General features: G+C 61.1%; 22 protein-coding genes. 10 read left to right on the top strand and 12 right to left on the bottom strand.

Annotated elements, in window-relative coordinates; genetic code table 11:
• The first annotated feature begins 92 nt into the window (after window positions 1-92).
• The 4 genes from NL123_RS09705 to NL123_RS09720 all read left to right on the top strand — a co-directional run bounded on the left by NL123_RS09705 (window position 93) and on the right by NL123_RS09720 (window position 4246).
• Complete coding sequence (locus tag NL123_RS09705) at window positions 93-812, top strand: FadR/GntR family transcriptional regulator (protein WP_248483181.1); 720 nt, start codon at window positions 93-95, stop codon at window positions 810-812.
• Window positions 809-1504, top strand: a complete 696-nt coding sequence (locus tag NL123_RS09710; RefSeq protein ID WP_494357651.1) for a tRNA (adenine(22)-N(1))-methyltransferase — start codon at window positions 809-811, stop codon at window positions 1502-1504. The genes NL123_RS09705 and NL123_RS09710 overlap by 4 nt, the downstream gene beginning before the upstream one ends.
• A 39-nt stretch (window positions 1505-1543) precedes the next feature.
• Window positions 1544-1843: a DUF3144 domain-containing protein gene (locus NL123_RS09715; RefSeq protein ID WP_494357652.1), complete on the top strand. Its 300-nt coding sequence runs from the start codon at window positions 1544-1546 to the stop codon at window positions 1841-1843.
• A 345-nt stretch (window positions 1844-2188) separates the two neighbouring features.
• Window positions 2189-4246, top strand: a complete 2058-nt coding sequence (locus NL123_RS09720; protein WP_494357653.1) for a methyl-accepting chemotaxis protein — start codon at window positions 2189-2191, stop codon at window positions 4244-4246.
• Between the two features lie 173 nt (window positions 4247-4419).
• Here the strand turns inward: NL123_RS09720 and NL123_RS09725 are convergent, their stop codons facing one another.
• Window positions 4420-4860, bottom strand: coding sequence for a hotdog fold domain-containing protein (locus tag NL123_RS09725; protein WP_248483173.1), 441 nt, complete (start codon window positions 4858-4860; stop codon window positions 4420-4422).
• Between the two features lie 134 nt (window positions 4861-4994).
• On the opposite strand from NL123_RS09725, the gene NL123_RS09730 reads away from it, so the two are divergent.
• A complete protein-coding gene (locus tag NL123_RS09730; protein ID WP_494357654.1) occupies window positions 4995-5621 on the top strand; it encodes a TetR/AcrR family transcriptional regulator in 627 nt (208 codons plus the stop codon).
• On the opposite strand, the gene NL123_RS09735 is transcribed toward NL123_RS09730, so the two are convergent.
• The gene (locus NL123_RS09735; RefSeq protein WP_058425639.1) at window positions 5599-6054 is read right to left on the bottom strand and encodes a VOC family protein; all 456 of its coding nucleotides are present in this window, start codon (window positions 6052-6054) and stop codon (window positions 5599-5601) included. The two genes, NL123_RS09730 and NL123_RS09735, sit on opposite strands and share 23 nt — an antisense overlap.
• A 131-nt stretch (window positions 6055-6185) precedes the next feature.
• On the opposite strand from NL123_RS09735, the gene NL123_RS09740 reads away from it, so the two are divergent.
• Window positions 6186-6812, top strand: a complete 627-nt coding sequence (locus NL123_RS09740) for a glutathione S-transferase family protein (RefSeq protein ID WP_494357655.1) — start codon at window positions 6186-6188, stop codon at window positions 6810-6812.
• On the opposite strand, the gene NL123_RS09745 is transcribed toward NL123_RS09740, so the two are convergent.
• Window positions 6813-7439: a LysE family translocator gene (locus NL123_RS09745; protein ID WP_248483167.1), complete on the bottom strand. Its 627-nt coding sequence runs from the start codon at window positions 7437-7439 to the stop codon at window positions 6813-6815.
• Between the two features lie 125 nt (window positions 7440-7564).
• On the opposite strand from NL123_RS09745, the gene NL123_RS09750 reads away from it, so the two are divergent.
• Window positions 7565-8290 carry a BPL-N domain-containing protein gene (locus NL123_RS09750; protein WP_248483165.1) on the top strand — a complete coding sequence of 242 codons (726 nt, stop codon included), beginning with the start codon at window positions 7565-7567 and terminating at the stop codon, window positions 8288-8290.
• Between the two features lie 338 nt (window positions 8291-8628).
• Here NL123_RS09750 and NL123_RS09755 read toward each other — a convergent pair whose 3' ends face one another.
• The 3 genes from NL123_RS09755 to NL123_RS09765 all read right to left on the bottom strand — a co-directional run bounded on the left by NL123_RS09755 (window position 8629) and on the right by NL123_RS09765 (window position 11269).
• The gene (locus NL123_RS09755) at window positions 8629-9876 is read right to left on the bottom strand and encodes a hypothetical protein (protein ID WP_494357656.1); all 1248 of its coding nucleotides are present in this window, start codon (window positions 9874-9876) and stop codon (window positions 8629-8631) included.
• Between the two features lie 69 nt (window positions 9877-9945).
• Entirely contained in the window at window positions 9946-10308 is a 363-nt protein-coding gene (locus NL123_RS09760; RefSeq protein ID WP_494357657.1) for a hypothetical protein, read from the bottom strand.
• Window positions 10309-10405: 97 nt separating this feature from the next.
• Window positions 10406-11269 (bottom strand): LysR family transcriptional regulator, encoded by an 864-nt coding sequence (locus tag NL123_RS09765; protein WP_494357658.1) that lies wholly within the window; start codon window positions 11267-11269, stop codon window positions 10406-10408.
• A 111-nt stretch (window positions 11270-11380) separates the two neighbouring features.
• Between NL123_RS09765 and NL123_RS09770 the strand changes: the two genes are divergently transcribed.
• On the top strand, window positions 11381-11989 hold the full coding sequence (locus NL123_RS09770; protein ID WP_494357659.1) for a LysE family translocator: 609 nt from the start codon (window positions 11381-11383) through the stop codon (window positions 11987-11989).
• Between the two features lie 14 nt (window positions 11990-12003).
• Here the strand turns inward: NL123_RS09770 and NL123_RS09775 are convergent, their stop codons facing one another.
• Window positions 12004-12540, bottom strand: a complete 537-nt coding sequence (locus NL123_RS09775) for a hypothetical protein (protein ID WP_494357660.1) — start codon at window positions 12538-12540, stop codon at window positions 12004-12006.
• 215 nt (window positions 12541-12755) lie between these two features.
• Here NL123_RS09775 and NL123_RS09780 point away from each other — a divergent pair, with 215 nt between their 5' ends.
• The gene (locus NL123_RS09780) at window positions 12756-13091 is read left to right on the top strand and encodes a hypothetical protein (RefSeq protein WP_494357661.1); all 336 of its coding nucleotides are present in this window, start codon (window positions 12756-12758) and stop codon (window positions 13089-13091) included.
• On the opposite strand, the gene NL123_RS09785 is transcribed toward NL123_RS09780, so the two are convergent.
• The 5 genes from NL123_RS09785 to NL123_RS09805 form a co-directional block, all read right to left on the bottom strand.
• Window positions 13076-13669 (bottom strand): hypothetical protein, encoded by a 594-nt coding sequence (locus NL123_RS09785; protein WP_494357662.1) that lies wholly within the window; start codon window positions 13667-13669, stop codon window positions 13076-13078. The two genes, NL123_RS09780 and NL123_RS09785, sit on opposite strands and share 16 nt — an antisense overlap.
• Before the next feature lie 306 nt (window positions 13670-13975).
• Entirely contained in the window at window positions 13976-14602 is a 627-nt protein-coding gene (locus tag NL123_RS09790) for a LysE family translocator (RefSeq protein WP_494357663.1), read from the bottom strand.
• 342 nt (window positions 14603-14944) lie between these two features.
• Window positions 14945-17725: an AAA family ATPase gene (locus NL123_RS09795; RefSeq protein WP_494357664.1), complete on the bottom strand. Its 2781-nt coding sequence runs from the start codon at window positions 17723-17725 to the stop codon at window positions 14945-14947.
• The gene (locus tag NL123_RS09800; protein WP_494357665.1) at window positions 17722-19302 is read right to left on the bottom strand and encodes a hypothetical protein; all 1581 of its coding nucleotides are present in this window, start codon (window positions 19300-19302) and stop codon (window positions 17722-17724) included. The genes NL123_RS09795 and NL123_RS09800 overlap by 4 nt, the downstream gene beginning before the upstream one ends.
• Window positions 19299-20207 (bottom strand): helix-turn-helix transcriptional regulator, encoded by a 909-nt coding sequence (locus tag NL123_RS09805; RefSeq protein WP_494357666.1) that lies wholly within the window; start codon window positions 20205-20207, stop codon window positions 19299-19301. Before NL123_RS09805 ends, NL123_RS09800 begins: the two co-directional genes overlap by 4 nt.
• A gap of 274 nt (window positions 20208-20481) precedes the next feature.
• Between NL123_RS09805 and NL123_RS09810 the strand changes: the two genes are divergently transcribed.
• Window positions 20482-22320: an ATP-binding protein gene (locus tag NL123_RS09810; RefSeq protein ID WP_494357667.1), complete on the top strand. Its 1839-nt coding sequence runs from the start codon at window positions 20482-20484 to the stop codon at window positions 22318-22320.
• Window positions 22321-22513 lie beyond the last annotated feature (193 nt).

The raw sequence follows: 22513 nt of genomic DNA on the forward strand, positions 1-22513 counted from the left end.
TGGATTGTTTTTTTGACATCAAACATCCTGAAGACGCGACGGGCAGGTGGGAATGTTAAGCTTGCCGCTGCTCAACCCTGTGGACACGTAATATGCCCATCGATAATGGAAGCTCTGTCCGCAGACGCTCCACCAACCTGGCCCAAGGCGTGGTCGACGCGTTGACCCAGCGCATCCTGCTCGGCCAACTCAAACCCGGTGAAAAACTGCCCTCGGAATCCACCATCGTGCGCGAACACGGCGTGAGCCGAACGGTGGTGCGCGAGGCTATCTCCAAGTTGCAGGCGTCCGGCCTGGTCGAGACCCGCCACGGTATTGGCACCTTTGTGTTGGAGCAGCAGGCCCAGCAGGGGTTGCGCTTGCACGTGGACACGGTGGCCAGCGTGCGCAACATGCTGGAGTTGCGCCTGGGCCTTGAAGTACAAGCCGTTGCTCTGGCGGCGGTTCGCAGGACCGACGCCCAACTGGCTCACATGCGCCAGGCCCTGGACGACTACCAGGCTTCCCTGGCCAATAACGACAGCTGCGTGGAGGAAGACAAACGTTTTCACCAACTGATCGCCGAGGCCACCGGCAACACCTTCTTCACCGAAATCATGCTGCACCTGGGCAATGCGATGATCCCGCGTACCCAGGTGAAGAACGATGAACGTGGCGGCGCCGATTTTGCCAAGCTGGGGCAGTTGGCGAACCTGGAGCACGAGGCAATCTTCAACGCGGTCAAGCGCCAGGACCCGGATGCCGCCCGCGCCGCCATGGTGTTGCACCTGACCAACAGCCGCGATCGGTTTTCCGGGGAGCAGGGCCGTTGAACGAACACACCTTATCCCAGCGCCTGGAGCGCGTGGCCGCCAACGTACCGGCTGGCGCGCGACTGGCCGACATCGGTTCCGATCACGCTTACCTGCCGGTGGCGTTGATGCGCCGAGGTGCGATCACGGCGGCGCTGGCGGGGGAGGTCGCGACCACGCCCTTTCATGCGGCGCAACGTACCGTACGCGACAACGGCCTGGAGCAGCAGGTCACCGTGCGCCTGGCCGATGGTCTGGCGGCCATCGAACCCCATGACGGCATCACCGCCATCAGCGTCTGCGGCATGGGCGGCGAGACGATCCGCGACATTCTTGAAAACGGCAAACTGCACCTGAGCGGCCAGGAACGCCTGATCCTGCAACCTAACGGTGGCGAACAAGCGCTGCGCCAATGGCTGATGCACAACGGTTACTCCATCCTCCATGAAGAGCTGCTGCGCGAGAACCGTTTCTACTACGAAATCATCGTCGCCGAGCGCACCGGGCCGGTGGCGTACACCGCCGAACAGCTGTACTTCGGCCCCCTGCAAATGCAGGCGCGTAGCCCGGCGTTCCTTGCCAAGTGGCAGCGCCTGTTGCAGCAAAAGCACAAGACCCTGGCCAGCTTCGAGCAGGCGCGGCAGGCAGTGCCGCCAGAAAAGTGGCAAGAAATTTCCCAGCAGGCCAGGTGGATAACCGCGCTGCTGGCTTGACAGACCCTCATTCAAACCTGATGACCAAGGAAAACCACCATGGCAGACGCCATCGACCCCACCTTCTACGACCGTGCCGACGCGCATATCGAACTGTCGAACGAGCAGCTCCAGGCCCACGAAAACCTCGGCCAGGTCAGCGCCTCGATGATGTTTGGCACCACGCGTTTCAATGCCTGGGCCAGTGCACGCAACTTCAAGTCCGGTGCAGAAATGGCCGATGCGCGGGAGGCCATGTTGAAGTACTTCTGCGATCAGTACCGGATGATGCTTGAGGATAATCTGGATGATCACATCAATAACTTCAGCCGGTACATGGCCGGGCAGGCGCAAGGGTAAGCGAGGCTGTCGGGGGTTGAAAATGTGGGAGGGGGCTTGCCCCCGATTGCGGTGGGCCAGCGAAGAATGTGCTTAATGACACACTGCCATCGGGGGCAAGCCCCTTCCCACCTTGGGTTTGTGGCGTGGTTACATATCTGCGCGCAGTGATGGGTGCTTTCGCCCCATTTCAGGGCGCTTTGCGTGCACCGTCAGTGTGCCACCCCGCCTGTATCCGGCCTCTCCACCAGCGGCCCACATCTTGCTAGTGCCTTCCCAATCAATGACATGGCATTTTGCCGTTAGTCATTTCAAGGCTTCACCCAGCGGTGCACCGCCTGGGTCGTTTTTGGGGAGTGTTTGCACATGCACAGCCTTTTATCACCGGGTATCCGCCTGCTGGGGCGGTTCGGCTTTGCGCGCAAGTTCCAGATTCTGTTCTTCCTGTTCATGCTGCCCCTGGCGGGCAGCCTGTGGATGATCGGCGCGGACTATCGAGACAAGCTGACCGTGATTTCCAGCGAGCAATCCGGCGTTCGCCAACTGCTGGCCCTGGATGGGCTGGACGGCCAGTTGACGGCGCAGCGCAACCTGGCCGCGCGCTGGAAAGCCGCCGACATCCTGCACGCCCCGACTCCGGCGGCGAAGGCGGCGATGGACAAGGTCGATGCGAATTTCCCGCTGATCCTGCAGAGCCTGCAAACCCTGGGGGATTCACTCAAGGCCCAGCATGCCGGCGCCGACGTGCTGGCTCGCTTCGAAGCGTTGCAGGCCACGGTCAAGGGCATGGACTCCCAGTCCCTGCGCACCGTGGGCTGGTGGCCGGACGGTTACGACCGTTTCACCTCGGCCCTGACCGCCATGCTAACCCTGCGCGAACAGATCACCCTGGACGCCGGCCTGATTCTCGACCCATGGCTGGAAACCTACCTGTTGATGCAGATGTCCACCCAGCACACACCGGACCTGATCGAGCGCATCGGACGCATGGCCAGTGTCGGCCAGTCGTCCATCGCCTCGGGGCAATTCACCTTGCAAAGCCGTTTGCAGATGCGTGATCTGCGCGGCCGTATCGGCGATGCGCGCGACCAGTTGGTCAAGGCGGCGGCATCGCTCAAGGCCAAGCCGTACGCCGGCCTGGAACCCTGGACCACCCAGTACGACACCAGCCTGCAACGCCTGGACAACCAACTCAAAGTACTCGACGACGGCGTGTTCGGCGGCACCATCAAGCTCGACACCGCCGCCTTCGAAACCAGTGTCGACGGCATGCTTGACAGCCTGGGTGCGCTGCGCAACCAATCCCTCGATTCGCTGGATGCGCGCCTGGGTCACTACCGCGATCGCTCGTTGCAGAAGTTCGTCCCCGTCGCGGCGACATTCAGCCTGCTGGCCCTGGCCGCGTTGTACCTGTTCATGTGCCTGCAAGCCTCGATCCGCCGCAGTGCCAGCGGCATCACCACCCTGGCCGAGTCCCTGCGCGACGGCAACCTGTGCGTGGAGGTGGCGGTGGAAGGGCGCGACGAACTGGCGGCCATCAGCACCGCGCTCAACGTGGCGGTGGTGCAACTGCGCACCAGTCTGCTGGGGGTCAACCACGAGACGCAGCAGCTCGGCTCGGCGGTGCTTACCCTCAATTCGCAATCGGGCAGCACCCTCACCGAAGTCGAAGACCAGCAACACCAAATCAGCCAGATTGCCGCCGCCGCGACCCAGCTGGCGGCGACCTCCCTGGGCGTCGCCAAAAGCTGCGAACAGGCCTCGGGCAGCGCCCAGCAGACCCGGCGTATTGCTGAAGACAGCAGCCGCGATAGCCAGCGCACCACGGCCAGCATCCAGCAGCTCAACCAACGCCTGACCGACACCGCCGATGCGCTGGAGCAAGTCAGCCAGCAGGGCCAGCAGATTCAATCGGTGGTCGACACCATTCGCGGCATCGCCGAACAGACCAACCTGCTGGCCCTCAACGCCGCCATCGAAGCCGCGCGCGCCGGCGAGCAGGGCCGTGGTTTTGCGGTGGTGGCCGATGAAGTACGCAGCCTGTCGCAACGCACCCAAGCCTCCACCGCGCAGATCGCCGGCACCGTCGACAGCCTGCGCGCCACGGTCAGCCAGGCGGTGACCCTGATGGGCGCCGCGTGTGAACAAGCGTTGACGGACGCGGAGTCCGTCACCGGGCTGGGCACCCGTTTGGGCGAGATCGCCGGGGCGGTGCAGCACGTGACCGACACCCTGGCGCAGATCGCCACCGCCGTCGAGGAACAAGCGGCGACGGCGGATGAAGTGAGTGGCAACATCCAGCAAGTGGACCAGGCCGCCGGGCGCTTGCTCGACGGTGCGCGGGCAGTGAACCGCGCAGCCGACACCCTGAGCAAAGGCAGCCAGGCACTGAGTGACAACACTGCGCGGTTCCGCCTGGGCTGAGCTGTCTTCCAAACAAACCAGATCCTATGTGGGAGGGGGCTTGCCCCCGATTGCGGTGTACCAGTCAACAGATTCAGCGACTGACACACCGCATTCGGGGGCAAGCCCCCTCCCACATTTTGTCCTGCGCTGTTTTCAGCATCGGGTCAGGTCCTCCTCCTGCTGCCGTGGCCTCAGGCGATCTTCACATTCATGGTGATCTTCGCCGTAAACACCTTCACCCCGCCCTCATCGAAAATATCCACCGGCACGATCTTGTCGCCAGCCGTTGCCCAGTCAATGCCACTGCCATCCGCCACCGCACGGATGTTCGACTTGGCCTTTGCCAGGTACTCCACGGTCATGCCTTTGGGAATCCATTTGGCGCCTTGGGGGATCGACACATCGGTCATCGTGCCACCGGCCAGTTCCGCTGCGTTGCACAACGCAATGGCATGCACCGAGGCCAGGTGGTTGGTGATTTCCTTGCGAAACGGCACGTTGACCACCGCGTGGCCTGGGCGTAGTTCGGCGATTTCAGGGTTGATGGTGCTGAAGTAGGGCGCCACCTGGCAGGCCATCTGGCTGAAGGCGGCTGGACCTGCGCTGTTGAACATGCTGAGAAACTGACTCATGGATTTCCTCCGGATAGGTTTGCAGAATAATATTCTGTGACGGAACAATATTCTGTAAATCTCAAGAGTGTCAAGCCATGCCTTCTCTCGCGGCTGCCGTACCTTTAGACTCCGCACATTTGGCGAGCGACTTCATGCACGCACCTGATCTGATCGAGCGCACCTTCCCGGGCCGGCGCAGCGACCTCAAGCGCAGCATCCTGCGCGAGGCGCTGGCCTGCTTTAACGAAGTGGGTATTGAAGCCACGAACATCGAAACCATCCGCGCGCGGTGCGACACCAGCGTGGGTGCCATCTACCACCATTTCGGCAGCAAGGAAGGCATCGTCGCCGCGCTGTTTTTTGCCGCGTTGGAGGACCAGGCCGCCCTGCGTGAGCACTACCTGACCCAGGCGCAAACCGCCCAGGCAGGCGTGGAGGCATTGGTGCGCAGCTATGTGGAGTGGGTAGACGCGCAACCCGACTGGGCGCGCTTTGTGTTCCAGAGCCGTTTCGCCGTGGCCAACGGCCCGTTCAAGGATGAATTGCTCACCCGCAACAAACAGCGCAATCGGCAATTGACCGAGTGGATGAGCGAGGAGGGCCGCGCTCAAGCGTTCAGCCACATTCCCGCCGAGCTTTTGCTCTCGCTGATCGTTGGCGCGGCAGAAAACTACGCCCGGGCGTGGTTGTCCGGGCGGGTCAAGAACAGCCCGAATGCCTATGCGCAGTTACTGGCCCAGGCGGCGTGGGCGTCGATCAGCCAAACGCCTCCACAATAAACGCCTCGAGTGTCTTCTCTTCCAGGATCTCCATGGAAAAGTGCCCGAAGCGCTTGGGTAGCCAGATAATGCGCCCGCCGGAAGGCGACTGCAGGTTCTCGCGGGCCAGGGGCACGCCGTTTTCATTCTCGGGCTGCACACCGGCGGCGATCAGCTCGTCATAGGCGACCTCGATGTCCGGCGTGGTGTAGCAGTGACGGTAAATCATGCCTTCGCCGTGGGCGTCCAACAGCTCGCGCAGATTCCCGGCAATCGGCTGCACCAGCATGAACCGCTCTTGCCCCATCAGCACCACGGCATAACGCACATGCAGACCGCCGCGTTCCCACACAAAGGTCTTGGAGATGCGTGCCTTGAGGATGTTTGCGTAATAGGCGCAGGCCTCCTCGAGGTTTTCAACCAGTATGTCGACGTGACTGAACTTCAGGTCCATGGCGAAACTCCTGTGGAATCGATCCCCATGGTAACCACGGGTGTTTGTCGCGTTGAAATTTAATTGTCGGCACTCCCGGACGCTGGCGTAGTCTGTTTCCAAGACATCCCTCTCGCCCTGCGGAGCACGCCATGATCATCGTCCATCACCTCAACAACTCACGTTCCCAACGCATCCTGTGGCTGCTCGAAGAACTCGGCCTGCCTTACGAGATCAAGCGCTACCAGCGCGACCCGAAAACCAACCTGGCGCCGCCGGAACTCAAGGCCATCCACCCGTTGGGCAAATCCCCGGTGATCGAAGACGGTGGCCAGGTGTTGATCGAATCCGCCGCGATCATCGACTACCTGATCCGCCATCACGGCCAGGGCCGCCTGCAACCGGACCCAACCAGCGCCGCCTATGACACCTACGTGCAGTGGCTGCACTTCGCCGAAGGCTCGGCCATGTTGCCGCTGATGCTCAACCTCTATGTTGGCCGCCTGGGTGAAGCCGGCGCGCCGTTGCATCCGCGTATCGAATCGGAAGTGGCCAACTATTTGGGTTACCTGAACGACGTGCTGGCCGATAAAACGTACCTGCTGGGCGAGGAGCTGAGCGGTGCGGATATCCAGATGAGCTTTATCGGCGAAATCGCCAAGGCCCAGGGCAAGTTGCAGGCCTACCCGCATCTGGCGGCGTGGGTAGAAAAATTCCAGGCCCGACCTGCCTATCGCAAGGCGGTGGAGCAGGGTGGGGAGTATGCGTTTGCCAAGTGACTAACGCTGCTGCAACGCCACCTTCAGCCCCAGCCCCATAAACAGCGTGCCGATGATTTTTCCTTCCCAGCGCCGCAGTTTGGACAGCCCCTTGATGCCTCGGCTCAAGGGGCGGATGGCGAGGGCGAGCAGGCTGGTGTACACCGCACTGAGCACCGAGAAAATCAAACCCAGCACCGCGAACTGCACCAGTGATGAGCCGGCTTCCGGGTGCACGAATTGCGGCAGGAAGGCCAGGAAGAAAATCGCGGTTTTCGGGTTGAGCAACTCGGCACCGACCGCCTGGAAAAACGCCTGGCGCGGCGTGACCGCAGGCAACGTCAGCCCTTTCTGTGTGCCGGTCTTGGCCATGAACGCGCGGATGCCCAGGTAGATCAGGTAAGCCGCGCCAGCCCACTTCACCGCGTTGAATGCGGTAGCCGAGGTCATCAGGATCGCGGACAAGCCCAGTGCCGCGCCCAGGGTATGCAGCAGGTCGCCGCACGCCACCCCCAGGCCGGTGGCGACCCCGACCTTGCGGCCGCCCTGCACGGTGCGGGTGATCACCAGCAACACGGACGGGCCGGGGATCAGGAACAGGCCGATCACGACGGCGATATAGGTGATGAGGGCGGCGAGTTCAAACATGATGGGCACTCTCGGAACGGGGCTCGACCACCAGTTATCCCCAACTGAACGTCGTTTACAACTGTTAACGGATTCAACGGCGCAATCGCTATAGGCTTTGCGTGGTCCTTCAGGAGTCCTTGACCATGAACCTGCGAGCTGTCGTCGCCACGCTGTTTGCCTTTGCCCTTTTGCTGCCGTCACCGGCCGAAGCCTCGGCGCCTATCACCCGTGTCGCCATCTACCGTGGCCCGGCAGGCTGCGATGATTGTTCGGAAAACGTGGCAAAGGCCCTGCAGCGCATCAACCCCAACTACCGTATCGACTTCGTGGGCGCCGACGAGCCCATCGACATCACCCCGCAAACCCTGGCGCGCTACGACCTCTACGTGCAACCCGGCGGCGGCCAGGACATCCCCGGCGCCCTGCGCAGCCTGGGCGATGCGCGCAGCGAGGCGATCCGCGATTACGTGGCCAACGGCGGGCGCTACCTGGGCTTGTGCATGGGCGCCTACCTGGCGGATGACAGCAACCTCGGCCTGATCCCCGTGGACCTCGACGGCGAAGCCGGCCGCCCCGGTTTCGAAGTGCCCGACAGCGCCGACGCCGCCGTGCAGGTCACGTGGGACGGCAAGCCTGACCAGGTGTTCTTCCAGGACGGTCCGTATTTTCCCAAAGTCGCGCCCTACACGGCCATCGCGACCTACCGCAACGGCGACGTCGCGGCGGCGCGGTATACCTTCGAGAAAGGCGTAGTGATACTGAGCGGCCCCCATCCGGAAGCCAGTGCGCAGTGGTTCGAGAACGCCGAAATCCCGTTGAGCCAAATGCCCCGGGGCGACCTGTTTGGTTCGCTCATACGCCACTTCTAACTGCCCCCTAATCCCTTGTGGTGAGCGGGCTTGCTGTGGTTGTTCAAACTTATCTGTGGTGAGCGGGCTTGTTGTGGCGAGCGGGCTTGCCCCGCGTTGGGGCGCGAAGCGGCCCCAGACCAGGCACCGCATTCTGTCTGAAAGAATGCGGTGTATTTATTGGGGCGGCTGCGCCACCCAACGCGGGGCAAGCCCGCTCACCACAACAAGCCCGCTCGCCACAACGGACCCGCTCGCCACAATAAGCCGGCTCATCACACGTTGAGTGCGACTGCGGCTAAACACAACGGGCGATCAGTCGCCGCTTCGATGTGTTCTTGCGTGGCGTGGAGCCCTAATCAGCGCACAACGTCCAGCGTCTGGATTTCATTCACATAGTGGGTCTGGCTCGACGTCGACTCCAGCGTCAGGGCCACCCCCAGGTCCTCGATAAACGCGCGCGACGACGTGTAGCCGTCCTGCTCGCAGGCCAGCCGGATGGCATCGCCCGTCAACGACGCAAACACCTGGCGCGCCGGGAAGCGCTCGCCGACTTTGCAGGTCAAGGTGGTTTCGGTCGGTTTGTCAGTGGGCTTGACCGGCACATTGGCCATCTTCAGGTGCGCACTCAGGGTCTGGCCCGGTGCCCAACTGGTCGGCAGTTTGACCTCGGCCTCGCGGGTCTGCAGCACCTGGCCTTCGCCCACACCGTTCATTTTCGATTTCAGCTGGATCAGGTCTGCCAGCATTAACCGGTCCATATTGAAGGCGTTGCCATAGGCCTCATTCTTGACCAGCAAACCGCCCTCGGCCTTGAACCGGATGGTGATCGGCGCGTCCTTGCCCGCGTCATTCTTCGACAGGTAGGTGTAGCTCAACGTCTTGAACCTGGGCCGCAATAACGGCGCGTCGAGGCCCTGGAGCACAGTGGGCGGCACCGGCACGTCGGCGAGATGGGTGTCGGCCACCGTACGCGGGTAATCGACCGGCGCAATGTCCGGCCGCAGCAGCGCCACCAAACCGGGAGTCACCCCGCCCTGCACCGAACAGCTCACACGCGAGTGCGTGCCCTCCGGTTCCACGATCAGCACCCGCTCCACATGGCGCAGCCCCGGTGCCTTGCCCGGCATCGGCTTGATCGCCTGCCAGCTGTTGCCCACCTTCAGCTCGCTGCGGGTGTATTGCCCTTCGCCTTTTTGCAGCGCTGCGGGTTGGTCCAGCAGTGCGGCAAAGCGCTGCGCGACCTCATCAATGTTGCCGTCCACCGTGAAACCCCAGAAGTAATACAGGCCCAACGGGCCGAGATCGCTGACCTCATCGTTGTACGACAGCAACTTCAAGCCGGCGATGGCTGGTGCGCTCACCGGCACTGCGGTGGCCTTGGGGTCGGTGCGATCGCGCACCGCGATCCAGCTGAAGTCCTTCTCTTGCTTGAGCGGGGCGTAGGCCTGCCAGGCGTCGCGGTGGGTGTTCAGGCTGCTGAAAAAACTCGCGTCGCAGCGGGTGAAGGCCTTGAGCGTGTCGATCAAAGCGGCGTCGTCGGCGTGGGCCATCGAAGGCGACAGCAGGGCAGGCGCAAGCAGGGCGGCGGAAAGCGGCAACTTCATGGGGCGGGATTTCCTTTTCAGCGGGCGGAGAACAGGGCGAGGCATTATCCAGCAGTTGGGCGCCAGGCTCTAGTTGGCTGAGCGGGTCAGGCGCAAACGCCAATTGCCGCCGTGTTGGGTTTGGCAGGCTTCTTCGGAGTCAAGTTGAACGCAGCGCGGCAACGGCACGGGTGGGATTTGCGCATCGTGCAGGGCTGCGGCCGTGAGTTCGCGGATGCGTGCGTCCAACCCGGTCGCCACCGCGTGGTCTTTGTTGGCGCGGGTGTCGAAGACCCAGGTGATGCGCAGGCTTTGCGGGAAGTCGGCGTAGTTGACCGTGTGCGTCAGCCATTCATACCCCGGGATTTCAGCCTTCGCCTTTTCGCAGGCGTCAGTCAGTGCAGCGACCAGCTGGCGTTCGATACCAACGGTTTCACGTTTGGACAGGGCCATGTATAGCTCCGAATGCAGATCAATTGTAGGAGCTGTCGAGCTTCAGCGAGGCTGCTATGGGATCACCTCGGTGTCTAGATAGCGCTACGCGCCAGGGCTACGCCTGAGCTCTAAGCGCACTGATGATAAACCCATGCAGGCTGTTGACCGCCTTGGACCCGCGCGAAGCCCGGCTACGTAGAATCGACACCTCCATCGGTTCGATAGCGCCCAAGCCATGTTCGCTGCTCAAGACCTGCAAGGATGGCTGCACGGTGCACTCTGTAATCGCAGCAATCGCCAGCCCACCTTCCACGGCCGCGAGTTGGCCGGCCAGGCTGGAGCTGTTGTACACCACCTTGAACTGGCGGCCCTGTTGCGCCAGCGAATTCACCGCATACCGGCGCGCCAGGCTTTCGCTTTCGTAGACGGCGATAGGCACCGGGTCCCGGCGCCATAGTTCGAATTGCGCGGAGCCGACCCACACCATCGGCTCCTTGAACAGAAACGTCCCCGTGTGCGGCGAGTCCCTGGACACCAGCGCAAGATCAAGATCTCCGCTGCGCACACGCGGGATCAGGGCGGTCGACTGTTCACAGGTCAGCTCGATGTCCACCCCCGCATAACGCGGTGCAAAACGTTTGAGCAGCGGCGTGAGGTACCTGGCGGCGTAGTCCTCGGCAACCCCCAGACGGATGCGCCCGGTCAACGCCTCGCCGTGAAACGCCGCCTGGGTCTCGGCGTGCAGGGCGAGCATGCGACGGGCATAGCCCAGCAACGTCTGGCCGTCATCGGTCAGTTGCAGGTGCCGCGGGCCACGGTTGAGCAAGGGCCGGCCCAGGGCCGCCTCGAGTTTTTTCATCTGCATGCTGACGGCGGACTGCGAGCGGTTCACCTCATGGGCCGCCCCCGACAGCGAACCGGCATCCACCACGGCGACGAAGCACTTGAGCCAATCGATCTGCAAATCGCTGGAAGACATGGCGGTTACCTTTATTCGTTAATCGAATGGCTGCGACGTGAATTATGCGCTTTTCACGGTCGTTGTTCATTTGCAAGATAGCAGCCAAAACCACCCATTGCGGACTTGATCATGCCCTTCGAGACCTGGTTGCTCTACCTGATCACCTGCTGCGGGATATCCGTGGTGCCAGGCCCGAATGCGTTGCTGGCGCTGACCCATGGCGCGCTGCACGGCAGTCGCAGAACCTTGTTCACCATCAGCGGCGGCGTGCTCGGCTTTGCCTTGGTGCTTGCGCTGTGCGCGCTGGGCCTGGGCGCACTGATCCAGGCCTCGGCCAGCGCGTTCACGGCTTTGAAGATTGCCGGCGGGCTCTACCTGATCTGGCTGGGCTACGGACTGTGGCGCGCCGCCCCCGTCAGCCTGGAAACAGCGGCCCCTTCCAGCCTGCGCCGCTGGTCGCTGTTCCGCCAAGGGTTGGTCTCGGCCCTCTCGAACCCCAAGGCGCTGCTGCTGTTCACCGCCTTTATCCCACCCTTCCTCGATCCCCACAGAAACATCATCACGCAGACCGCGATCATCGCGCTGACCTACGCCGTGGTGGAGTTTGCGGTCGAATACCTGGTGGCCAGCGCCGCGCACCGGGTACGGCCCTGGTTGGCACGCACCGGGCGGCGGTTCAATAAAGTCTGTGGTGGGTTCTTCGTGCTGTTCGGGGTGGCGTTGCCGTTGCATAGCTGAGGGCGAGGCGTGACTCAGAAGTTATCGCCCCAATTGCACAACTTGCTCTCACCCAACGGCACCCGAGTGCCCTCAGTCTTGCCGACCAACATGCGCTTGAGCGTCACCCCGCACTTATAGCGCCCCGCTGCATCCAGTTCGTAATCCATCCCCGCCTCAGGCACGAAGGTAAACATGTTGTAGCAACGATTGCCGATGTAATGAAACGCGATGGGCTGCCCGGCCGGCACCCGCAGTTCACTCATCACCGTGGCCTCCGAAGACCGCTGCACGGGCGCCATGCCCAGGCTTTCGCCGTTGCGGTCTGCGTAGCCCTCTCGGTTGGCCACCATCACCCCCGCGCCGGGCAGGCGGAAGTTGATGCAGTTGGAATTGGGCACAGCGCGCACCATGCCATCGCTCATCACACGCAGGCGCACGGTTTCAGCGCTGGTGGGCGTGGCGTAGGGCGTGGAGAAGGAGCGCACATCGGTCAACGCGCCGCAGCCGCTGAGGGCGGCGAGGAGGGGGAGGCAGGTGAGCGGTTTGAGCGGGCGCGGGGAGTTGAGCATTGTGTCGATTCCATTCGTAAGGGGGGGCGATAAGCGTGCCTGAGTGAGTGGCGCAAAAGGCGCCAGTGTAAACGTGGTAAACCAAATCCGTCGCCTTAATCCCCCGTGTGTAATCGTGGGGTGGTCCGAAGGCTCCTGCGCACTTATTCTCTTGCCAGCGCAAAGGGTCTACTGCCTTACCCCACGGCGCGGGTTATAGGCATGGCGCTATTTCAGTGGGGATTGAATTGCAAACGCGGGGACTGAAGGTGAACAAAGCGCAATTGATCGCGCAGGGCGAAAAGGCTTCACACGGGCTGTTTGCGTGGAGCCAATTTGTCGCGCACACCGAATGCCTATGGCAGGACACCACGCTGGTGACCGACGTTGCCGCCTGGCAGCGCCAATGGTTCGAGCTGGAAATTATCAATGGCCTGGCGTTGGCCGAGTGGGAAGAGCAGGGCAGGCCGGAGGATTTCTCAGCCCGCTGGCGCGAGGGCTATCAGCAGGAAGCCTTTGAATTGGTGAATGAGTTGCTGGCGCTGGTCGCTGATCCCTACATCCCCGGATAGAGACCGGGAGGCGGCTGGTAATCCGGGTCCTCGAAGCGACTGTTGTTGTAGTGGGTTTTGGCGGTGGGGCCGACAGGCGAGTAAGTCACCTGCGGATTAGGCGTGAGATGCCATCCCGCCCCCGCTTTATCGCGCTCGATCAGCGAAGGCCTGGCCGTGCAGGTGCCGCTGGAGCCCGACGTCAGGCTGAACTGATAGTAACGCCCAGCCTGCGGCGTGAACTGCACCGTGACAAAACAGGATTGAGTGCGCGGCCCCTCCCAGAACAGCCCCACATGGGTTTCGATGCCGGGCCGCACGCGGGTTTCATAATAGTCGTACGTCAAATGCTGCCCGGCTTTGGGCATGCCCTGATCCTGCGTATGGATGAAGGGCAGCGGCCCGCTACGGATGACACCGCCCGAGCGCACACCGTTTTCGTATTGGTAGATATCGGCGTGCTGCGTGAAATTGACGATGCGTACCCAGGCGGGGTTCGGCTCGTTGTCGGGGGCGGTGAAGTAATGGGTCTGTGGGAAAAACTGGCAGCCGGCAAATAGTGGCAGGATCAACAGGCAGAGCGTGGGGCGAATCGACATGGCGCGAGTCCTTTGCAGCGTTGTGCTACAGACCGCAAGAAAACAGGTGCATTCCGTAGTCGACGCAAAGTGGGTCAGATCGCGGTTGTACCTGCGATCTCAATTTCAGCAACAACAAGTCCCACAGCAAGCGGGTTGGTCAGGGGGAATAGGGGGCAGTACACCATTATTGATAACGTGGTCTGACCCAAATTTTCCGTTTTCACGTGGGAATCCACGAAGGAAAAGATGAGGCTTTGGCCTTCGACGCTAGCATCATGTTTGTTGCCTTGAAGTTGGCCGGGGTTGCCCGGCCATGAACTTCTTTTACTTTTGACTCAGCGCTGCGATCGACAGCCCCGAGGCCACAAACGTAAAGCCCGCGCCCAGGTTAAGCCCGTTGACCACCTTCGGCTTGCGCTGTAACCACGCCGAAAGACCTGTCGCAAAAATTCCCATGAGGGCAAAGCCTAGGGCGGTCAATCCCGCGAACCAGGCGCCATATACCATCATTTGCACCGTGACCGAGCCCAGCTTGGGATTGACGAACTGGGGAATGAAAGCGAGCACGAAGAGGCCCGGCTTTGGGTTCAGGGCCGCCGACAGAAAACCGGTGAGGAAGATATTTCTCAGGGGCTGGCGTGCTGCTGGCTGGAAGTTGATCAGGTTGCGCGAACGCAAGACTTTGATGCCCAGCCACAGCAGATAGCTGGCCCCGATCACCTTGACGATCCAGAAGGCCAGCACCGAGGTCTGCATCAGGAGGGTTAATCCCAGGGAAGCAGTTGCTACGTGAAACAGGATGCCGGTGCCCGACGCCATTCCTGAAATGGCTGCCGCCAATCTGCCCTGGCTGAGTCCCCTGGCGATTGCCAGCAGGTTATCCGGCCCGGGGGAAAGCACCAGTAACAGACAGGCGGCGGTATAGGTCAGCCAAATATCCAATGGGAACACAATTATTCTCCTTTTGTGTTTGGGCGCCCGCCAGACGCTTTCGCGATGAGCGCCATGCGGCGTGACGAGAGGATAGCAGGCTCATAAACCCAGCACGCCCAGAACGGCCGCTTTCACAACGGCTGCGGTTTTATTGGGAGTGCCCGGTTTGGCGGTAGTATTTTCACGAAATGGGGGGCGAAATTGGCGAAATTGGGGTCAGACCAGCATTATTGAAAACGTGGTCTGACCCCAATTCTCCCAATTCTCCAAATGCAATGGGCTGCCCGGCAGGCACCCGTAGCTCACTCATTGCCGTGGCATCCGAGTAGTGTTCGAAGGGCGCCGTGCTAGGTGTGCCTGTCAGGACTTATCCCCCTTGAACCAGGATGGGAAAAAGCCACTCTGCAGCTTTATCTCACTGCCCAAAAGAGACCCGGCCAGGGCTGAAGCTATCACTGACCCTGTGGGCGTGCCCTTGGCGCTTGCGTTTACAGCAATGCGAGGTTTGGCTGGCGCTTTCGCCGGGCCTTTGCGCGCAGGCTCATTGCGGCGTGCATCCGGTTTGAAACCTTGCTCCAGCAAAAAGGCTCGTGCCGCGTCGCAAAGGTTGGGGTTACTCGCAAGGCAGGTTTGGAGTGTCAGGTTGTCGCTGTTGGCAAACTCCAGCTGCCAGTGCTGCGGCAATATCGGGTTGGAGGCAAGGCTGTGTATGACTCGCGAGTCCCGGTTGTTTCGCTCAACCGCTATCAGCACGTTGAAGGCATCGGCACTCAGGCCTGGGTTGGCCGCAAGCTCCGAGTAAGCCTCTTCAAAACCGCTGTCGCGAAACGTATAGGCATCGATTTCCTCAGGGAATGACGCCGCATCAGCGTCGGACTTGAGCCACTCCAGAACAGTTTGGGCCTGTGATCCAGTCAAGGCCTGCAACAGCAGCGACAGCTGAGCGTGGTTACTGATATTTGGGTTTTTGGCAAGTTTGAACAGGTGGTTTTCGTCAGCCAATATCAGCATTTGTGCGTCAGTGGAAAGGTTCTCCAGTGTCAGCAACGCATTCATGATGTGGTGCTTGGGGTGGCTCGCGATTTTCTTGTGATGAGACGGATCCAGTGCCGGGTTGCTGATGAGCGCAACGAACTGGGTCGCGTCGTTGGTCAGCTTTACATCCCATAGGCTTTCAATCAGCTGCCCCTGTAGTTCAACAGACAAGGTCGTCCGTTGGCAGATATCCAGGCGAGTCGGGTGCTTTTTGCTGTTGTTGAACAGAGCCAGCGTAACTTCATCGGCGAGGTGTGAGCACGCGAGCAGTTTCTCTTCCTCGATATATGCGCTGCCGTCCCATTTGCCCAACTCACTGGCCAGCAGGTCCTGAGGTGCCCTTGGGTGCAGGCAACTGAGCTGATAGATGTTCAGGTCAAAGTCGGCAGCGTTGTCGTCTTTGCTCAAGTAGCTTGCTAGCAGGCGTTCGGTGCAATTGGGGTTGCGGTATACGCTCAGGCGTACGTCAGGGTCGGTGTCCGTACTGAGCTTTTCCAGTAGGTCATCCGGGCACTCCAAGTGGCAGGCCACTTCTTTTCGGCGTACCGGGTTGGGGCTGTCGGCCAGTTGAATCATCTGGGCGATGCTTAGCCCGTCGGTTCTTGAGGCTGGTTTGAGCTTGAGCTTTTCAAATAGCACTTCGTATTTGCCAACCTGCTCCCGTAGCGTTTCACGCAGCGGTACGGTGGTACGGATGGCGCGTTCGACGTCATCGTGGGTCAGCGGTTGCCCATCCAGGAATGCACTTTCTCGAGCCTCGCCCACGGCGTTCTGGATATCGGCGCCGGAGTAATCGCGACAAAGTGCTGCCAGTGTCTGCTGTTGTTGTTCAGTGAACTGTTGCCAGTCGTCCTTGAGGTGAATGCCGAGGATGGCCGAGCGCTCCTTGGCATTCGGGAAACCTACGTAGAACACTTCATCGAAACGCCCTTTGCGCAGCAGCTCGGCGGGAAGGGCGCTGATATTGTTGGCTGTGGCAATCACGAATACCGCGCCGGTCTTTTCCTGCATCCAGGTCAGGAAATAGCCGAACAACCTGGACGACACCTCCGAACCTTCTCCGCTGCCCATCCCGACGAAGGCCTTTTCCAGCTCGTCGATCCACAAAATGCACGGGCTGACACTTTCGGCCATGGTCAGTGCGCGGCGCATGTTGTGTTCGCTTTCGCCAACGTATTTGCCCAGAAGTGAACCGATATCTAGGCGTAGCAGCGGCAATTGGAACAGGTGCGCAGCGGCTTTGGCCGTGAGGGACTTGCCGCAACCGGGCATCCCCGCGATCAGCACGCCTTTTGGGGCTGTCACCCTGGCGCGCTCTGCTTCGTCCAGGCGGCGGAAGATTTCGGCGCGACGCTTGAGCCAATGCTTGAGGTTCTCCAGACCGCCGATATCGTGGGCGGTCTCACCAACCTTGACCATTTCCAACACGCCGCTTTTGGCGATGATCTGTTCTTTCTCGTAATGAATCAGGCCGAGTGCGGCATCGTTCAACTCTGGGTGCGGTTGACGCACCAACGACAGAACTTGGCGGATTTCTGCTTCGCTCAGCCCGCTGCAGGTCGCGGCGAGGCGCGGCAACAGGTTCGCAGGGATAGTCAGGTTATGCTCGGCGGAGAACGCCTCGATCTGCCCGAGGATGTCTTCACGCCCCGGCAAGGGAAGCGTCAACAACGTAATTTGTGCTTCCACCTGAGGGGCAATGAACAGGCTCTCAGCCACCAACACTACTGCACATTCCCCCCGATGATGGCGCTGGATGCGGTTGAGCAGTTGTTTAAGGCGCGCGATGGCCAGTGGTTGGTTTTCCAGCGCCGACTTGGCGTCCTTGATCACGATCAACTTCTGGCTCAAGTCTTCGTCTGCCAGGGCTGGGAGGCAGTGGGCCAATTCGGTCTGGGTGGTGTCGGTGCGCGGTTGCTTGGTGTGAAAGTCCACCCACCCGTAGGCCAGGTTCCACTCCATGACGTGCAACTGCAGGCTGCTGCCTGTCTGCGCAAGAATCCGGTCAACCCGTGCTTCTTCACTGGACTGTATATAGAAGCCCGGGTAGCCGGCGCTCAGATGGGTGTGGAGTTTGTCGTGCAGCGACGCATTGGGAAGGCTCATGCAAACAACCCCTTGGCAAAGTTACCCAGGCTGGCGGCAATCGCCTTGGCACCTTCCACGACGCTTGATGCCACACGATTGACCACAGCAGCCGAAGTCTGGACCAGGCTCTTCCCGGCCTCGAACAATTGCTCACCGATAACGCCGCCCGCCATGGCGCCAACCATACCGCCGATAAACCCACCAGCGGCGATACCGGGCGGCCCGAATACGGTGCCGATCGCCATGCCCAGCGCGCTGCCTTTGGAACCCGCCGCCAGGGCAAACACGGCCGAGGTGGTGGTTTGGCCCATACGGTTGAGCGCTTCCTCCTTGGACAGCTGGCCCGTGGCAAGTTGGTAGAGGATTTTCGTATTAGCCAGTGCGATGCAGGCGATGTTGGCGATCTGGCCTGCAGGCGTCCGTTTCATCACACTCCCCAGCAAGCCATTTTTCGCCGCAACCACCAGCGCGCCGCTGACGGCCACCTGGGTGAATACCTGGGCTGTGCTGCTCATGGTGCTGGTGACGAAGTCTTTGAGATCGACGCTGGCCGGAGGGTTTTCCCTGCCCTTGAATGCATTCCACGTGCGCCGTGCAAGGATACGTGCGCCTTGCAGGCCGGCTGCGATACTCGCCCCGATCAATGCCTGCTTGCCGATCTGTTTGGCCACGTTGATGCGGTTAGTGTCACTCCATTCATACTGGCGCGCCTCGGCTTCTTCGCGCGCCTTGCGTTGCCACTCCAGGGCCTGCTCTTTGCTCAGCGGCTCGGAGCGCACACCGTCGATCTCGATAACTTCAGCGCTGTCGGCAATGTCTTTGGCCTGTCCTTCGGGCACCAGTTTCTTTTGTTCGCCGTACTCACCACGCTTAAACAACTGCTCGGTGGCCTTGGCGTCGCTGCCGTATTTGGACTGGTACTCGTGCACCACATTGCCTTGGCCGTCGACGATGACGATGTCGACGGAATTCAGCCCATTGGAATTGACGACCTTGGCCCGATATTCGCTGCCCTTGGTCACTGCATCGATGTTAAACGTGTCGACGTGATGCTGTTCGGCAATGAATCCATCAAGGTTGGGAGAGAAGCTGATATCACCGTTGCTGTTGGTGATCATCACCCTTGCGCCAGCTGTGGCCTCAGCCAGTGCCACGTCGATGCGCGTGGCGTACTGGCCCACACCCAATGCGCCACTGACCGCCGCACCTTTTTCCATTTCGCGGGCGATCCAGCTGGCTTCGCTTTGACCGCGTTGCAAGTGCCCCTGCAAAGCACCCGCAGCGTCATTGAAGCGAATGACCGATGCCACCACCTCTTTGGCAGTAGACAGCCGCTCGACATCGTTTTGCCAGAGGGCAGGGTGCTTGCCGAACTCTTCGGCCAACCAGGCTTCAACGGGCATGTCTGCATGCTGCTCGCTGGAGTGCACGAAGTCGGACAACAAGCGGGCAGTGGCCTGAGTGTTATCCGCGCCGCCCCACATCTGGTTTTCGATGGCTTGCGCCTGTTGTTCCTGATGTGCCTCGCTGCTCAGCACAACGCCGTCCAATGGAACAAGTGTGTTGGACTCAGTCGCGTTTACCGGTGGGTTCATTGCTCGGTTCCTGTCAGGGGCTGGGTTGTAGAGTGCAAGTAATGGTGGAGGTCGCTGTTCAACTGCGCCGCAAGCCAAGCCGGTTCCACCACACGCACGTGAGGTATCCAGAATTGGATGATCGGTAAAATCTGGTTGGCATGACTGATCGTGCTGCTGACAATCAACTCGCCACTGTCCAGGGTCTGGACAAGCTGTTGTCCAGGCACTACCGGGCGGCGCAGAAAGTAGTACGCAATGGCGGGTGCAACGCGCAGGTGTACCAGGGTCTTGGTCTTGCTGAACCAGATGTCATCGTCGTCCTCAATCTGACGATGCACCTGTGGCTGCGGAACGAAGGTCTGGTCGGTGACCTGCAAGGCGCGGATGCGGCCCAGGGTAAAGGCTTTCAACTGGCCATTTTCGGTGGCCGCCAGATACCAGATGCCTTTGTTATTGACGAGGCGGTAGGGGCACAGCGTGCGCAGTTTTTCGGCATAGGTAAGCCGGCACTGCACCTGTTGGCGAATGGCGTCTTTCAATTGCCGGAACGGCTGATCATGCGGCTCGACGTTTTCGTGATGATGGTTCTTGACCAGAAAGTTGCGCTGCTCATCCGGCGCCAGCAGCGAACGAAAAAAGCGATGCCCACTGTTTGGAAACAACCGACTGACCCCAGTGACCTTGGCGAACGCCTCAAGGTCTCGCGGTTGCAGCTTGCCTTGATGTTCCTTGGCGAGCAGGTAACGCCCATCGGGCAGGCGCACGACAACATCGGCAAGCCGGTTCAGATCACGGTAAATGGTGCGTTCACTGACACCGAATTGTTGCGCCAAGTCGTAACGGCACAAGGACTCGCCGTGATTGAGCTGCAAAAGGATATCCGCCAGCCGAATGGCCAGGGTGTCGTGTAGCGGTGCGGCCATGATTGCTGCCCAAATCCGTTTGAAGAGTCACTGAGCATGAAGCTCACCACTGACAGGTGATGTCAGTGGGTTCGATCCGAAGGTGTCAATGTGCCATTAATTCAAAGCGAATCAAGGTTTTTTTGGTAGGGAGGGCATCTTGTTCGCAGCGATGGCACGGCAGGGACGCTGGGCTTCGGAGACCGGCGCTGGGGTGAATGTCTGCCCATAGCGCGCGGTCACAGCTTTGCTGATACGCTCGCTAATAGCTCAATGCCATCCCCTTGGTCGCCCCATGAAAACCCTACGCACCGCCTTCCCGACCGCGTTCCCCCGTGGCACTGCCCATGACTCGGAAACCGCTCTGTCGGACATCGAATTCCTGCACCGCATCAGCCTCGACCTGATCGGCGAACAAGACCTGGAAGCGCTCTACGGCAAGATCGTCGACGCCGCCGTGTCCATCACCGGCTCGCAGTTCGGCACCATGCAACTGTTGTGTCCCGAAGGGCACCCGTCCGGCCATGGCGGCCAGTTGCAGCTCTTGTGTTCACGCGGCCTGCCACCGGAGGCGGTAGGCTTCTGGCAATGGGTAAGCCCCCTGGCCTACAGCAGTTGCACCCAGGCCCTCAAACTGGGCCAGCGCGCCATCATCCCCGACTTTGAGCTATGGGCAGACATCGCCAGCACCGAAGACCTGCAAGCCTTCCGCAACACCGGCATTCGCGCAGCCCAGACCACCCCGTTGCTGTCCCGCGAGGGGCGCCTGCTCGGCATGATTTCCACCCACTGGAGCACGCCGCACCAGCCGACAGAACGCGACCTGCGCCTGCTCGACATCCTCGCCCGCCAAGCCGCCGACCTGCTCGAACGCACCCTCGCCGACGAAGCCCTGCGCGACACCCAGGCCGAACTGCGCGCCCTCAACGACACCCTTGAACAACGCGTGGCCGAACGCACCGCGCTGCTCATGCAGGCCGAAGACAAACTGCGCCAATCGCAAAAAATGGAAGCCGTCGGCCAACTCACCGACGGCCTGGCCCACGACTTCAACAACCTGCTCGCCGGCATCTCCGGCGCACTCGAACTGATGAACCGCCGCCTCGCCCAGGGCCGCCTCGCCGACGTCGACAAATACATGGTCGCCGCCCAAGGCTCGACCAAGCGCGCCGCCGTGCTCACCCAGCGCCTGCTGGCCTTCTCGCGCCGGCAAACCCTGGAACCTCGCGCCACCTCCATCAACCGCCTGATGTACGGCATGGCCGACCTCATCCAGCGCACCGTCGGCCCCGCCATCCAGATCGAAACCCTCGGCGCGCCCGACGCCTGGACCGCCTTCGTCGACGTCAGCCAACTGGAAAATGCGCTGCTCAACCTGTGCATCAACGCCCGCGACGCCATGCCCGAAGGCGGGCGCATCCTGCTCGAAACCAGCAACCACTGGCTCGACGCCCACAGCGCCCGCGCCCACGACCTGCGCGAAGGCCCGTACCTGCGCCTGAGCGTCACCGACACCGGCACCGGCATGCCCGCCGACGTCATGGCCCACGCCTTCGAACCCTTCTACACCACCAAACCCCTCGGCCAAGGCACCGGCCTGGGTCTGTCGATGATCTACGGCTTCGCCCAACAATCCGGCGGCCAAGTGCACATCCACTCCACCGAAGGCGAAGGCACCTGCGTGTCCCTCTACCTCCCACGCCACCACGGCGCCGCGCCAGGTGATGAACTGGCACCGGGGCAAGTGGACATCGAAGTCGCCCAACACGGCGAAACCGTACTGCTGGTGGACGACGAATCCACCGTGCGCATGCTGCTCGCCGACGTCCTGGGCGAACTGGGCTACACCGTGATCGAAGCAGCCGACAGCGCGGCGGGCCTGAAACTGCTGCGCTCGGATGTGCCGATTGATTTGCTGGTGACGGATGTGGGGCTGCCAGGCGGGATGAATGGGCGGCAGATGGCGGAAGCGGGGATGGAGCTGAGGCCGGGGTTGAAGACGTTGTTTATTACCGGGTATGCGGAGAATGCGGTGATGGGGTATGGGCAGCTGGGGGAGGGGATGGGGGTGTTGATGAAGCCGTTTGCGGTGGAGGTTTTGGGGGGGAGGGTTAGGGAGTTGTTGGGGAGGTAGGGTCGATGGCGTCCTCTCGAACAGGGCGCTTTTGAGGCTCAACTCTTCATGGATGAATGTCCGGTACTGGCTAAAGGTTTTATTTTGTAACTAAGGAGGATTTTTATTTTTTATGCATACCACCGAAATTTTGAATTCGAATCTACTTGCGAGGGGCTAAGATTTTTTATAGTGTGATGGCCATTAGACTTTA

This window comes from Pseudomonas sp. FBCC-B1565 (assembly GCF_059133265.1).

What these genes read in the sequence shown, in the direction of transcription:
- NL123_RS09705 (WP_248483181.1), top strand. Translation starts at nt 93, where the DNA reads ATGCCCATCGATAATGGAAGCTCTGTCCGCAGACGCTCCACCAACCTG.
- NL123_RS09715 (WP_494357652.1), top strand. Translation starts at nt 1,544, where the DNA reads ATGGCAGACGCCATCGACCCCACCTTCTACGACCGTGCCGACGCGCAT.
- NL123_RS09720 (WP_494357653.1), top strand. Translation starts at nt 2,189, where the DNA reads ATGCACAGCCTTTTATCACCGGGTATCCGCCTGCTGGGGCGGTTCGGC.
- NL123_RS09725 (WP_248483173.1), bottom strand. Translation starts at nt 4,860, where the DNA reads ATGAGTCAGTTTCTCAGCATGTTCAACAGCGCAGGTCCAGCCGCCTTC.
- NL123_RS09730 (WP_494357654.1), top strand. Translation starts at nt 4,995, where the DNA reads ATGCACGCACCTGATCTGATCGAGCGCACCTTCCCGGGCCGGCGCAGC.
- NL123_RS09735 (WP_058425639.1), bottom strand. Translation starts at nt 6,054, where the DNA reads ATGGACCTGAAGTTCAGTCACGTCGACATACTGGTTGAAAACCTCGAG.
- NL123_RS09740 (WP_494357655.1), top strand. Translation starts at nt 6,186, where the DNA reads ATGATCATCGTCCATCACCTCAACAACTCACGTTCCCAACGCATCCTG.
- NL123_RS09745 (WP_248483167.1), bottom strand. Translation starts at nt 7,439, where the DNA reads ATGTTTGAACTCGCCGCCCTCATCACCTATATCGCCGTCGTGATCGGC.
- NL123_RS09750 (WP_248483165.1), top strand. Translation starts at nt 7,565, where the DNA reads ATGAACCTGCGAGCTGTCGTCGCCACGCTGTTTGCCTTTGCCCTTTTG.
- NL123_RS09755 (WP_494357656.1), bottom strand. Translation starts at nt 9,876, where the DNA reads ATGAAGTTGCCGCTTTCCGCCGCCCTGCTTGCGCCTGCCCTGCTGTCG.
- NL123_RS09760 (WP_494357657.1), bottom strand. Translation starts at nt 10,308, where the DNA reads ATGGCCCTGTCCAAACGTGAAACCGTTGGTATCGAACGCCAGCTGGTC.
- NL123_RS09765 (WP_494357658.1), bottom strand. Translation starts at nt 11,269, where the DNA reads ATGTCTTCCAGCGATTTGCAGATCGATTGGCTCAAGTGCTTCGTCGCC.
- NL123_RS09770 (WP_494357659.1), top strand. Translation starts at nt 11,381, where the DNA reads ATGCCCTTCGAGACCTGGTTGCTCTACCTGATCACCTGCTGCGGGATA.
- NL123_RS09775 (WP_494357660.1), bottom strand. Translation starts at nt 12,540, where the DNA reads ATGCTCAACTCCCCGCGCCCGCTCAAACCGCTCACCTGCCTCCCCCTC.
- NL123_RS09785 (WP_494357662.1), bottom strand. Translation starts at nt 13,669, where the DNA reads ATGTCGATTCGCCCCACGCTCTGCCTGTTGATCCTGCCACTATTTGCC.
- NL123_RS09795 (WP_494357664.1), bottom strand. Translation starts at nt 17,725, where the DNA reads ATGAGCCTTCCCAATGCGTCGCTGCACGACAAACTCCACACCCATCTG.
- NL123_RS09800 (WP_494357665.1), bottom strand. Translation starts at nt 19,302, where the DNA reads ATGAACCCACCGGTAAACGCGACTGAGTCCAACACACTTGTTCCATTG.
- NL123_RS09805 (WP_494357666.1), bottom strand. Translation starts at nt 20,207, where the DNA reads ATGGCCGCACCGCTACACGACACCCTGGCCATTCGGCTGGCGGATATC.
- NL123_RS09810 (WP_494357667.1), top strand. Translation starts at nt 20,482, where the DNA reads ATGAAAACCCTACGCACCGCCTTCCCGACCGCGTTCCCCCGTGGCACT.